The organism is Lysinibacillus sp. FSL K6-0102 (assembly GCF_038003545.1).
Lineage (GTDB): Bacteria > Bacillota > Bacilli > Bacillales_A > Planococcaceae > Lysinibacillus > Lysinibacillus capsici.
Map to the genome: position 1 here is coordinate 3,052,596 of NZ_JBBOPH010000001.1, position 12,839 is coordinate 3,065,434.

Annotated in this window: 10 protein-coding genes; 5 read left to right on the top strand and 5 right to left on the bottom strand. The window is 38.9% G+C overall.

Features of this window, described 5'->3' with window-relative positions; all coding sequences use genetic code 11:
- Positions 1-3: 3 nt before the first annotated feature.
- A complete protein-coding gene (locus NYE73_RS15595) occupies positions 4-3,501 on the top strand; it encodes a S8 family serine peptidase (protein ID WP_259950824.1) in 3,498 nt (1,165 codons plus the stop codon).
- Between the two features lie 97 nt (positions 3,502-3,598).
- Here the strand turns inward: NYE73_RS15595 and NYE73_RS15600 are convergent, their stop codons facing one another.
- Positions 3,599-4,039: a GNAT family N-acetyltransferase gene (locus tag NYE73_RS15600; RefSeq protein ID WP_048392339.1), complete on the bottom strand. Its 441-nt coding sequence runs from the start codon at positions 4,037-4,039 to the stop codon at positions 3,599-3,601.
- Positions 4,040-4,157: 118 nt separating this feature from the next.
- Positions 4,158-5,246 carry a glycosyltransferase gene (locus tag NYE73_RS15605; RefSeq protein WP_054549193.1) on the bottom strand — a complete coding sequence of 363 codons (1,089 nt, stop codon included), beginning with the start codon at positions 5,244-5,246 and terminating at the stop codon, positions 4,158-4,160.
- 256 nt (positions 5,247-5,502) lie between these two features.
- Between NYE73_RS15605 and NYE73_RS15610 the strand changes: the two genes are divergently transcribed.
- From NYE73_RS15610 to NYE73_RS15620, 3 genes are read left to right on the top strand one after another with little or no spacing between them, the layout of a single operon-like run.
- Positions 5,503-6,102: a glycosyltransferase family 2 protein gene (locus tag NYE73_RS15610; RefSeq protein WP_016993848.1), complete on the top strand. Its 600-nt coding sequence runs from the start codon at positions 5,503-5,505 to the stop codon at positions 6,100-6,102.
- 30 nt (positions 6,103-6,132) lie between these two features.
- Complete coding sequence (locus NYE73_RS15615) at positions 6,133-7,161, top strand: polysaccharide biosynthesis protein (RefSeq protein ID WP_054549192.1); 1,029 nt, start codon at positions 6,133-6,135, stop codon at positions 7,159-7,161.
- Positions 7,158-8,012 (top strand): SDR family oxidoreductase, encoded by an 855-nt coding sequence (locus NYE73_RS15620; RefSeq protein WP_054549191.1) that lies wholly within the window; start codon positions 7,158-7,160, stop codon positions 8,010-8,012. Before NYE73_RS15615 ends, NYE73_RS15620 begins: the two co-directional genes overlap by 4 nt.
- Positions 8,013-8,059: 47 nt before the next feature.
- Here NYE73_RS15620 and NYE73_RS15625 read toward each other — a convergent pair whose 3' ends face one another.
- Genes NYE73_RS15625 through NYE73_RS15635 form a run of 3 tightly spaced genes read right to left on the bottom strand, consistent with a single transcriptional unit; the run spans position 8,060 to position 11,521 of the window.
- On the bottom strand, positions 8,060-8,812 hold the full coding sequence (locus NYE73_RS15625; protein WP_066036236.1) for an alpha/beta fold hydrolase: 753 nt from the start codon (positions 8,810-8,812) through the stop codon (positions 8,060-8,062).
- Positions 8,813-8,836: 24 nt separating this feature from the next.
- Positions 8,837-10,075 (bottom strand): DNA polymerase IV, encoded by a 1,239-nt coding sequence (locus NYE73_RS15630; RefSeq protein WP_259950826.1) that lies wholly within the window; start codon positions 10,073-10,075, stop codon positions 8,837-8,839.
- Between the two features lie 48 nt (positions 10,076-10,123).
- Entirely contained in the window at positions 10,124-11,521 is a 1,398-nt protein-coding gene (locus NYE73_RS15635) for an aminotransferase-like domain-containing protein (RefSeq protein WP_004231269.1), read from the bottom strand.
- A 128-nt stretch (positions 11,522-11,649) separates the two neighbouring features.
- Between NYE73_RS15635 and NYE73_RS15640 the strand changes: the two genes are divergently transcribed.
- Positions 11,650-12,813 carry an aminotransferase-like domain-containing protein gene (locus NYE73_RS15640; protein ID WP_048392333.1) on the top strand — a complete coding sequence of 388 codons (1,164 nt, stop codon included), beginning with the start codon at positions 11,650-11,652 and terminating at the stop codon, positions 12,811-12,813.
- The last annotated feature ends 26 nt before the right edge of the window (positions 12,814-12,839 follow it).

The following is a 12,839-nucleotide window of genomic DNA, read 5'->3' on the forward strand; positions in this document are numbered from 1 at the left end:
CAATTGAAAAGTTGGTATAAAAAATCAGTCGCTGTTGTAGCATCTGCTGCACTCATGGTTCCTGCTGCCTCTGCCTTTGCTGAGGCACCTCAGCATAAAGCGAAAAACATGCTGGCAAACAGTGCGAAACAAACAGAGAAGAATGAAGAAAAATGGATGAGTAAGGATACAATTGTTATCAAGCATTCAGGTCTTGATAAAAACGTACATAAAAAAATTGGCTCCAAGGTCATCCGCTCCATTCCTTCATTAGGGTATGATGTTGTACAACTAAATAAAGGCGTATCGATCGAAAAAGCCGTCTCTTACTATTTAAAGCAAAACGGAATATCAAGTGTATCTCCTAGTTACATCTATCATTCTTTTAATAAAGAAGCTGATCCTAAAAAACAAGAGATGTATCATTTAAACTTACTGCAAATGGATAAGGCACTAGAATTAGCAGGCAACCATGATGTCACAGTTGCTGTCATTGATTCTGGTGTAGATTTTAAACACCCCGATCTAAAGTCACAAGTACTTCCACCCTATAATGCAGCAGCACCTGCTAATACTACTTATTCAGGCGATCACGGAACACATGTGGCAGGTATTATCGCCGCAGCAAAAGATAATGGCGTAGGTGGGCATGGGATTAATCCGAATGCAAAGTTACTGCCAATTGATGTATTTAACGGCAAAGAAGGTGCTAATGATTTCATTATTGCACAGGGTATTCTTTATGCAATTGAGCAGGGCGTTGACGTCATTAATATGAGTCTAGGAGGCTATGGTGAATCTCCCCTGATGAAGGAAGCCGTTCAGAAAGCGATTGATAGTGGGATTACAATTGTGGCGGCCGCAGGAAATGAATCGACAGATGAATATTCCTTCCCCGCTTCTTTCGAAGGTGTCATTAGTGTTGGTTCAACAAACGAACGTAACAAACTATCAAGCTACTCCAATTACGGACCATCTGTGGATATTGTTGCACCAGGTGAAGACATTTATAGTACCGTTCATGATGCGAAGAAAGGATCATCTTTTGTCAAGTTTAGTGGAACATCCATGGCTTCTCCTGTCGTGGCAGGTATCGCCTCTCTTCTTAAATCCAAAGACCCATCTTTAAAACCGCATCAAATAGAAGCGATTTTAGAAATGACCGCACAAGATTTGGGCGAGAAAGGCTATGATCTTACTTATGGTCACGGATTAGTTGATCCTGTAAAAGCATTACAATTTGATTTAAATAAATTGCCTAAGCATTATTCAGAGACAAAGGAAGATCGTATTAAGAACGCCAAGATCCTTGCTAAAAATAAGCTAAATACAGAACAGGGTGCTTTTGAACAGCAAGACGAAAAGAAATGGTATAAAGTCGATTTAGAAGAAAATGAATATGCTCAATTAACATTAAAAGGCGCTGACAAATACGACTATGCCTTTGATTTATATTTCTACCCAAATAGCGGGATTGGAGATGTAGAGCCTATCCATGTCAATGATGTTCGCGTAGGAAAAAAAGAAGGTTATCTATTTAAAGCAGATCAAAAGGGAACGCTTGTCATTGGTGTCAAAGATCATAATGGAAGCTATAGTTTAAAAGGCAAATCTACTTACATTTTTACAGCACAAACGACGAAGGACTTGCCAATTGATACAATAGACAAGTCTACGATGGAGCCTATTAAAAAGTTCCCATATAGTACAGCAGGTAAAAACTATACATTACTGTCAAAAGATCAACAACAAGATCAAGATTACTTCACGTTCTCTGTCAAAAAACCGACGACGTTACAATTTGATCTATCGGGAATTCCTGGTGTCACTGCCTCTATGGAGCTTTATCTAAAAGATGACTTTAATCCTGTGCCACCAGAAGAAATCGATCAAGCTGAAAATGATGAAGGTGAAGAAGAAGCCTATCCAATGCAGACCGCTTATGGTACAGCAAAAGGTGAACCGGTTCGTATGATTATCGACGCTGTTCCAGATCAAGAGTACGTTTTAAGTGTATCTAATGAAAGTAATAGCGAGTTTTCTATGGAGATGTTCTTTAGTGGCGGCATCGAAAAAGAAGAAACGATCAGTGAATCGATGATCCCTTACACATTAAAAGGTGAAGTAGTTTCCCTCCCACCTGATGAGGATGGTCTACCTGTAGATGAAGCCATGATCGAAGAAAATGTTCCAGAGAGCCAATTACCGCTTATAGAAAACAACATAAAAAAACGTAATGAAATTGACAGCCTGATGAGTATGTTATTGAATCCTACGGCTTCAGGCAATCTAGAAAATGTTGACCCTATCATTAAGCAAGCAATCCGCTTTGAAATAGGTGACGATCAAAAAGCTTATTTCCAAACAGATTATGATGAGGATTATTTCTTATTTAAAGCGAAGGAAGACGCCCTTTATAGCTTCAGCTTTTTGAAAGGCATGAACCAAATGCCGACAGGTACAGTGTTTGAATATGATGAAGAAACAAAAGAATTAATTCCCGTTTCTTCCTTAACTAATGACCTTGGTATACTGGCACTACTACTTGGTTCAGCTGGTAACGAAGACGATGCAAAGGTCATACCATTGAAAAAGGACAAAACATACGTGGTAGCCGTTGTCAATGCTGGAGAACGATCTGCTGAGCCTTATACATTGAAAACAAAGAAAATAGGCGATATTCCAGCAGAGTACAATCCAAACAATCATGAGGAAGCAAAAGCGCTAAAAATTCAACCAGGTACTACTTATAGAGACCACCTGATTTATCAAGATGATGTAGATTATTACTACTATAAGCAACAAGGCAATGATGAGGTCATGAGTCTGCTTCTTTCTTCAGTTCCTTTTCCTAATGAACAATTGGCTCAGCTACCTAAAGAACTGCAAAAAGACTTGAAATTTGCAGGAGCTATTATCGAAGATACGAACGGCAATATGAAGATTGATGCCAAAGAAATGGAGACAGAAATTCCATTTGGCTTAGGTGATAATATTCTTGAAATGTTACTTGGAATGATGGGTACAAACGATGTAAATACATCGTTTAAGGCGAAGAAGGATCGAGGCTATTTTATTCTAGTCAACAGCATGGGGCTTGGCCAAGTATCGATTCAGCCTTATACATTAACATTGTTTGATCATAAGCATGTGGATGAAGATGCGGATTCAAAATTAGTAAATGGAGTACCTAGCAAGCCATCTGTTCTTGTGAAAAAGGATGAGAAATGGGTTGCAACGCAATATTTAAATGCAGGTATACCATTTGGTGATAAAGACTATTTTGAATGGAATAACGATCAGAAACGCGAAGTCTTCTTCTCACTCCAAACAGAAAAAGCGTTGGATGGTGTTATTCGAGTGTTAGATGCAAACGGAAAAACCGTCAAAACATTCGATCTTTACGGTGTTGGTGATGCCGAGGTTGGTACGGTGGAGCTTGATGCAGGCAAATACTATATTGAAGTAAGTGAGTTTGATGGCAAAGCTAGCACACAACCCTATACGCTTGAAATAAAATAGTTAGAATTAAAAATATCCCCTAGATCAAAACGATCTAGGGGATATTTATGATCTGAAAGAAGCATTTTCATCCAACGATGAGATTCACCACTTCGGCTTACATAAAATATTTAACATAATTACAATATTCATCTTGCTTCATTTGTAGCTTTTCATAAAGCTTACGTGCATTTACATTATCAGCCGCCGTTTGTAACGTGACATAGCGAGCATACTGTTGCTCACAATAATGAAATACCTTTTCCATCAATGCCTTGCCCACCCCTAGGCCTCTAGCATCTTCTGTTACATAAATATCATTTAAAATATAGGCTCGCTGTAAAGCAATGGACGAAAATGTTGGATATAATTGTGTAAATCCAATTATCTTGTCATCCATCAGCGCGATAAAAATGACGGATTCTTTCAAGGCCAATCGTAATTGTAAAAATGCCTTGGCACTGCTTATATCTGACTCAATTCCATAAAATTGACGATATTCATCAAACAGTTTTGCTAAGTCCTCTAGTTCATCCATTGTTGCTTGTAGTATTTCCATTCTAGTCTCCCCTTGTGTCTACCCATGATTGTCTAGCTTTATAAAACTAGTTTTTATTATATAGGAAATACTGGTATAAAGAAAAGAATACTCCTCTCAATCCAGAAAAGATTCACTTTTATTCACCTAAATAATTGGCAACCTTCTTGACGATCTGCCTCCAATTTAATTCCTTGCGGGCAAATGCTTGAAGCTGGACACAAGTATCTGCCAATAATGATTCCTGTGCTGCAACTTGTTGCAATGTCTGACCTATCGCCTCCCAATCATGTGTAGGATGGATTGTACCAAAACGCTGTTGTTGTGTAATATCAGCAGCACCATCCACATCTGTTGTCACGATATAGCAACCATTTTTAGCTGCCTCCGCAAAGACATGGGCATAGCATTCGACTAAAGACGTTAAGCAAAAAATTTTAGCCTTACGATACTCCTCTTCTAGCTGAACCTTATCAAAAATAGGTCCTACCATGGTTACTTGAGCGGCAAGCGGATGACTATCTAGTAATAGTCTCAGCTCTTCTTGAAATGAGACTGACATCGGCCCTACTAAACGAAGCTCCCAATCTGGCAGTTGTGCTGCTAAAAATGCCTTGACTGTCAAAATTGTTTGCTTCTCTGGTGCATCCAATCGCCCAACTGTTAGAATTCTATTTTCTTTCTCGTGAAACGGCACTGGCTCTGTGGGGAAATGTTCATAAAAACCATTGGGTATATGTTTCACATCCAATTGTGAAAAGTCTTTGATTGCTGTTTGAATAGATATGCATTCAGAGGTAAGGAGATCACAAAGCTGCAACAACTCTAAAAAATAGGGATAGGTTTTTAATCGATTTAGCCAAAATCGATTAACATCTAATTTCATATAAATTTTGCCATTTGGATTAAAATGCTTATAGGTTTTCAAAATAGCTAAATAGGATGGATAGGGTCCAATAGCAAAGGCAATGTCGATGTCCCTTGCATGCTGGGCTAAATAGGCATTCATATTCACCACATAATCATCTTCAAATGGTACAGACTCAAATTTTACAGTGGGAAAGACTTGTTGAAGTAGAGCTTCATTCATTTCTGTCGTGACAATAGTGACCTCATAGCCTAAATGTTCCCCCAATAAAATAGGCACTAGACACAAATCTTTGAAAATATGGGCATCCGAAAGTTTGTAAGATTCTACGCTACAAATAAATGCTATTCTTTTTGTCATCGTATCCCTCTTTCTAAAAAAAGCGCTCTCGCTAGTTTATGACCTCTCTTGCTAAATGTGCTTATGTTAGTAAATTTTCGTCTTTCTTATGCCATATCTCTAGTAAACATAAAAATTCTATCTAAAAACACTCTCTTAAAAACATCCTAAAATAAGCAATTGCCTACAGTAGCACTACGTCTACGCATATTGTATTAAAGGATCTACTCAGTCACATGGAACAACTCTACTAATGAACATAGAATGGAGGGATCAGATGAAGATTAGTTTTTTATCACCTGCATTTAATAGCGAAGAATGGATCGTAACGATGCTTGATAGTATTCCTAAAGAATATGCCTATGAAATTATTGTGGTAGATGATGGCTCTACAGACAATACGCTAGCCATTTTACAGGATTATCAGAAAAACTGTGCAGCTTTAAAAATCATCGTTCACCCAACGAATTTAGGTGCGAGTGTTGCCTACAATCGCTGCATTGCAGAAGCAACAGGAGATTATATAGCCATCATCGATAGTGATGACCACTATTTACCTGCTATTCGCAATGTACTAGCACAAGTGGATGGCACATTTGATATTTACTATTACAACATGATTATTAAAAATGGCTTTGCTTTTATTAAAGATGAATCCAACCGCTATTCCTTACCTGGGCAATTTAAGATTATCAGGAGAAGTTTAATTGGAGATGCGAAATTTACGATACGCAAAGATATTGCAGGAGATTGGGATTTTAATTGTGCCCTGATGGATAAAAATCCGACAAGTAAATATACTAACGAATTTGCTTATTGGTACAACTACCCTAGGGAGAACTCAGAATGTGACCTACATCAAAGAGGATTGAAATAATAGCATGCAGGAGGTGTAACGAACTATACAATGTTTACAGATAAAATATTATTGATTACTGGAGGCACGGGCTCTTTCGGGAACGCCGTATTAAAGCGATTCTTAAATACGGATATCAAGGAAATTCGGATTTTTTCAAGGGATGAAAAAAAGCAAGATGATATGCGAAAACACTATCAGCATACAAAAATTAAATTTTATATCGGGGATGTCCGCGATATTCAAAGCATTCACAATGCGATGTATAATGTTGACTATGTATTTCATGCCGCCGCTCTCAAGCAAGTTCCCTCCTGCGAATTTTTTCCCTTAGAAGCTGTGAAAACCAATATTTTAGGAACAGATCACGTACTAACAGCCGCCATTCAAGCTGGCGTCAAGAAAATCATTTGCCTGTCGACAGATAAGGCCGCGTACCCTGTCAATGCGATGGGTATATCCAAGGCAATGATGGAAAAAACGTTTATTGCAAAGTCACGAATGGTTGACCCTCACCATACCCTAATTTGTGGCACTCGATACGGTAATGTCATGGCTTCACGAGGCTCGGTTATCCCATTATTCATTGAACAAATAAAGGCTGGGAAACCTTTAACGATTACGGACCCTCATATGACACGTTTTATGATGAGCCTTGAGGAAGCGGTAGAATTGGTATTGTACGCATTCTCACATGCTCAAAACGGGGATATTATGGTGCAAAAATCACCTGCTGCCACAATAGCAAATTTAGCACAGGCTTTACTTGAGATCTTTCAAGCAAACAACGCCATGCAAATTATCGGAACACGGCACGGAGAAAAAATGTATGAAGTATTATGTACGAAGGAGGAAGCAGCAAAAGCTATTGATATGGGCCATTTCTATCGAATCCCCGCGGATAATCGGGATTTAAATTATGGAAAATACCTCGATGAGGGCTCTCCAAAAATTACATTAACGGATGAATATAACTCGAACAATACCCAACAATTAAGTGTGGCTGACATTAAAGTAAAGCTATTAACATTGCCTCTTATACAAGAAGAGCTCCTTCATTGGACAGGAGGAAAACCATGAAATTTTTAGTGCTCGGTGCTACAGGCATGGCTGGTCATACCATTGCCATCTATTTATGTGAACAAGGGCATGATGTAACAACATACTCTCGAACCCCTTTTCCCTATGGCAATAATAGAACAGGTGATGTGACAGACTCCCATTTTTTAAGGTCGCTACTACTAGACAATGAGGTAGATGTCGTCATTAATTGTATTGGTGTTTTAAACAATGCTTGTGAGGCTCATCCTGCCCAAAGTGTTTTACTGAATAGCTATTTACCGCATGCCATTGTATCTCTCCTTGAAAATCGTCACACAAAGCTTATTCATCTAAGTACCGACTGCGTATTTTCAGGCAAAAGTGCTCCCTACTATGAAAATAGTGTACTAGACGGGGAAACCTTTTATGACCGCACAAAAGGTATAGGGGAAGTGAATAACGACAAGCACATAACATTTCGTAATTCCATAATTGGTCCTGATTTGAAAAAGGATGGCATCGGACTCTTCAATTGGTTTATGCAACAAAAAAGTCCCGTCTATGGCTATTCGGGTGCTATTTGGACGGGAGTGACAACACTTACTTTGGCTAAAGCCATTGAACGCGCTGCACAACAAGATTTAACAGGACTCTATCATCTCGTCAATACGACAAATATTTCTAAACACGATCTACTGCATCTATTTAATAAGCACTTCTTGAACAACAGTATAAAAATTCTTCCTCATCACGTTGTTCAAATCAATAAAACATTAATAAATACAAGAAATGACTTTTCATTTATTGTCCCTAGCTACGAAGAAATGATGATAGAGATGAAGGAATGGATATTGCAGCATAAACACTTATATCCTCACTATTTTCAATGATCCATACATCAACTCCATTATGGATGACGATTCGTAATGGGGTTCCCCTACCGAATAACTGTCCCTTCAGGTAATTGACCATCCTTAATCCAATTCTCTACAAAGCGATTAAAAAATGCAGGCTGGGCTAATGAGACGCCGTGACCGATGTTCTTCAATAACACACCCTTGCTATTTGGATGACTTCGCACAAGTGCTTTAGCAGATTTTCTCATGTTGCTTTTCTCTTTTTCTCCCACAGTTATTAGAATCTTTCCTTGAGCTTTGTTAAAGTCAGCTGGGATGGAAAACGACATATTTTCTCGCAAAATTTGAATCAATGTATCTACTTTCATCGTGGCACTCTCTTGATAGTAACGCTCAAAATAATCTTCTTGAATGTACAGGGCTTTTGCTTGAAGTTTCGCAAATGTTTTATTTTTTATAAGCGGAAATGACAGTCGAATAAACGGTTGAAGCATCCTTTCTACAGTAGGAGAGGGTATCACGAGCGCACTATTGATGATCGTAAAATCGATTAAACTAGGCTGTAGACTTAGCATTTGAATAGCGATTTGCGCTCCTAAAGAGAAACCAATTACTATAACAGGCTTCCCTTTGGCTTTTTTCTCAATAAGCAGAAGAAGCTCTTTCGCACTTTGTTCAATGGAAAATGGATTGTGTGTCATTAGCTCAGGTATAACACAGTGATAATGGGAAAAATGGTGAACTTGCTGATCCCACATCCACCCTCCAACGCCCCCTCCATGAATAAACATCATGAAAGGATTGTTAGCATCCCCATACTCCTTGTATTGCATAGATACACCTACTTTCATTCTTTCTCATTCATGGTCATCTAAAAAATCTTTACTAAAGCTTGTTTGGGATTGATAGGAGGAACGTTTCCCTAAATCTACACCACGTTTTATAATCCCCTTGCCAAACCGTCCCTCAATTTCATCGACAAGCTTGAGAATCGGTTCATCTTTCGCATGCTCCTGAAAATCAAATATCGATAATTGCTGTGAATAATCTTTACGATCCACCACATTGGAAACCGTTACACCAAGTAATCTTACAGGAGATTCATCCCAATGCTTATCAAATAAAGTACAAGCAATGTCGTAAATTTCATCATAACGATACAGGACATTGGACATTGTTTTCGAACGTGTATGATTATGCCAATCAGCATCCCGAATTTGAATGCTCACAGTTGAACCTGCTAAGCGCTTCGCATCAAGACGCTCCACCACTTTTTTACATAGACCTTCGATTGTTTTATGAAGTGTACGAACATCTGTTACATCTTCTGGTAATGTTGTTGAATTCCCAACGCTTTTCGTATCAAAGATTGCCTCAGGATCGACCATGCGCTGATCCACCCCATTGGCCCTTGCTCGAAGCCGTACCCCATTCTTCCCTAAAATTTGCTTCATTTTAAATTCTTCTGTCTTAGCTAAATCACCTATTGTAAAGATGCCTTGTGCATTTAATTTTTTAGCAGTACTTGCTCCAATCCCATGCATGTTGACAACCTCACGATGCCATAATTGCTGTGCAATATCCCGTATTCGTAGTACGGTAATCCCCATTGGTTTCTTCATATCAGAGGCTGTTTTCGCTAAAAATTTATTCGGTGCAATACCGATGGAACAAGGTAAATCCAGCTCAGCTAAAATGCGCGCTTGTATTTCCTGGGCAATACTTAAGGCATGCCGTTCCTTGCTTAGCTCAGTCACATCCAAGTAGCCCTCATCAATCGAAACAGGCTCTACTAATGGTGTATAGCTTCGAAGAATGGTGAACATTTCTTTAGATGCATGACGATACTTTTGAAAATCTGGAGGTAATAACAATAGCTCAGGACATTTACGCTTCGCTTCATGAACAGTCATAGTTGTATAAATGCCTAGCGCTCTTGCTTCATATGAACAAGTTACTAAAATGCCACGCCGTTCCTTTGGGTTCCCTGCAATTGCGATAGGCTTCCCCTTTAAACTTGGGTCATATGCTTGCTCCACAGAAGCATAGAAACTGTTCATATCCACATGCAAAATAACACGCCCTTTATGTGCCATGCTCATCACCTCGTTTCTTTCTTAGCCTTATTATACGCCCCATAACCTCTAATCAACAAATGCATAATCACCATTACTTTCAAGGAGGTCCTTTAAAATAATTAACGCTTGCTCAAGTTGAGATTCTGGTGCTGCAATGGCTAAACGAACGGCATTGACAGGCTTTGTATTCCCTACGGCAAAGCGTTCCGCTGCATAGACTTGTACACCAGCTTTCGAAGCTAACAATTCAAATTGAACACCCGTAAATTTGTCAGGCAATTGGAGCCACCTAAAAATACATTCCTCATCCCCTAATATGTGATAATCCCCTAAATACTGATCGACAAGCGCATTTTGCTGCTTGGCATATGCTCGGTGTTTTTCTAATATCGTTTGGGCAACACCTTCATGGATTAATCGTGCTGCAAGCTCCAGCATGATAGGAGAAACAGAAATGTTGATATTATAGAGCGTTTCCATTATTTTTTTACGTAGCGCAGGCGGTGTCACAAGGAAGGATAATCGTAAACCAGGTGATAGTGTTTTAGATAGGCTAGCAATGTAAATAACCTTATCGGGTGCATAAGAAGCAATCGGAGCAAGCGGTTGCTCCTTGAGAAAGCTATAGATAGCATCCTCGATTACAAGCAAATCCTTCTGTCTTGCCACGTCTGCAATCATTTTTCTTGTTTCTACTGACATCGTATGAGTCGTTGGGTTATGAAAATCAGGGATCACATAGATTCCTTTGATATGTTCATTTTTACAAGCATATAGTAATCCTTCTTTTGTCATTTCACCCTGACATTGTTGGATAGCCACAAGCTGGATACCAAGCATATTTGCAGCTGTTTTAATGCCTGCATAGGTAATTGGATCTGTACCAATGCGGTCGCCTGGCTGAAATAAAGCTGCAAGGGTTCCCACAATGGCATTTTGTCCGCCTGCTCCTAGAAGAATAGGCTGGTCTGTTTGAAAATTTACTAGTTCGAGTAGCTTCATCACGGCTTCGTTTTGCCATGCATTGCCCTCAGGTCGTCCATATTGAAATAGCATGCTAAAACTAGGTTCGTTTATCATTTTCTTCATAAAGCGTGTAATATCATCATTAACAAAATTATCTGGTAAAACAGAGCCCATTTCAATGATAGGTGTGGCATGGTTGGTTGGCAGTAGCATTTTATTGCTAGCCGCATCTGTTGAAACGAATGTACCGCTGCCAATTGAGGCATAAATTAATCCTTTTTGGCCACAAAGCTTAAAGGCTCTTGTAATCGTACTCAAATTCACATCTAAAAAATCAGCTAATTCACGCTGGGGTGGCAATTTTGTTCCTGGTACTAGCTTTCCATCCTTAATATCTTGTTCTAGCTGATGTGCGATGGCTATATATAACGGAGCAGAAATATTGCTAATATCCGGCTTCCAACTCATTGGATACTCGTCAAATGAATTAATAGGCATTCACTAGGCCCTTCTTTCTCTTAATTTGCATACAATAGTTTAATTGTCTTGCATACAATGATAATATTGTATGCACACGATGACAATGATATAATTTTTAAAAAATCAGAAAAAAAGGACCGATAATTATGCAATATTCTGAAAGAATCTTAAAAACACCATCCTCATTTATTCGAAATATTTTAAAAGTGACAGATGCCGAGGACGTTATTTCCTTTGCAGGCGGGCTTCCAAACCCGATTTCTTTCCCGATAGATGCATTGAGAGCATCCGTAGACCATGCTATTACAGTAAATGGCAGCCGATTATTCCAATATTCATCCACACAGGGTTATGCACCATTGCGTGAATATATTGCCGCGAAATATCAACGTGTCCATGGACTTGATGTACATGCTGACGATGTCTTTATTACTACAGGTTCACAGCAAGCGCTTGAACTAATTGGTAAAGTACTTATCAATAAAGGCGATGGCATTATCATCGAAGAGCCAGGTTACCTAGGGGCTATTCAAGCCTTTACTTTAACAGAGCCAACTTTCCATGGTGTTACGCTAGAAAATGATGGTCTTAACTTAGAAGAGTTAGAGCGTGCTCTACAACAACCAAATGTAAAATTCATTTATACGGTGCCGAACTTCCAAAACCCAACAGGACTCACATATTCGAAAGAAAAGCGTGAGCAAATTTGCGAAATAGTGGCAAAATATGATGTTGCTTTAATTGAGGATGATCCATACGGGGAGCTACGTTTCCAAGGGGAGCCACTTCCATATATCGGTGCTGGAAAATTAGAAAATAGTATTTTACTAGGTTCTTTCTCTAAAACGGTCACACCAGGCATGCGTCTTGGCTTTATTATCACAAAAAACAAAGAGCTATTGCAGCATATTGAAACAGCGAAGCAAGCGTCTGATCTTCATACTAATATTTTTTCACAATATGTTATCTACGATTACTTAGCAAGTAATGATTATACCGAACATGTAAAGAAAATTATTGCTTTATATAAAAATCAGTCGGATGCGATGCTTGATGCTATGCAGGAGTTTTTCCCTGCCCATGTTGAATATACTCGACCTGAGGGTGGCATGTTCATTTGGGCAACAATGAAGGACGGTACACCGGCCCTTGATGTATTCAATAAAGCGATGGAACAAAAGGTAGCCTTCGTGCCTGGCGATCCATTCTACACATCAAAAACGAATGTGAATACAATGCGTCTTAACTATACAAATGCAACACCTGAAGTCATCCGTGAGGGAATTAAACGTTTAGCTAGTATTTTATAAAACGAAAACGTATAAACGCTGTGAAA

Bases quoted from the DNA above. Each gene is read 5' to 3' on its own strand.
- NYE73_RS15600 (WP_048392339.1), bottom strand. From the start codon at position 4,039: ATGGAAATACTACAAGCAACAATGGATGAACTAGAGGACTTAGCAAAA.
- NYE73_RS15635 (WP_004231269.1), bottom strand. From the start codon at position 11,521: ATGCCTATTAATTCATTTGACGAGTATCCAATGAGTTGGAAGCCGGAT.
- NYE73_RS15610 (WP_016993848.1), top strand. From the start codon at position 5,503: ATGAAGATTAGTTTTTTATCACCTGCATTTAATAGCGAAGAATGGATC.
- NYE73_RS15615 (WP_054549192.1), top strand. From the start codon at position 6,133: ATGTTTACAGATAAAATATTATTGATTACTGGAGGCACGGGCTCTTTC.
- NYE73_RS15620 (WP_054549191.1), top strand. From the start codon at position 7,158: ATGAAATTTTTAGTGCTCGGTGCTACAGGCATGGCTGGTCATACCATT.
- NYE73_RS15640 (WP_048392333.1), top strand. From the start codon at position 11,650: ATGCAATATTCTGAAAGAATCTTAAAAACACCATCCTCATTTATTCGA.
- NYE73_RS15605 (WP_054549193.1), bottom strand. From the start codon at position 5,246: ATGACAAAAAGAATAGCATTTATTTGTAGCGTAGAATCTTACAAACTT.
- NYE73_RS15630 (WP_259950826.1), bottom strand. From the start codon at position 10,075: ATGGCACATAAAGGGCGTGTTATTTTGCATGTGGATATGAACAGTTTC.
- NYE73_RS15625 (WP_066036236.1), bottom strand. From the start codon at position 8,812: ATGCAATACAAGGAGTATGGGGATGCTAACAATCCTTTCATGATGTTT.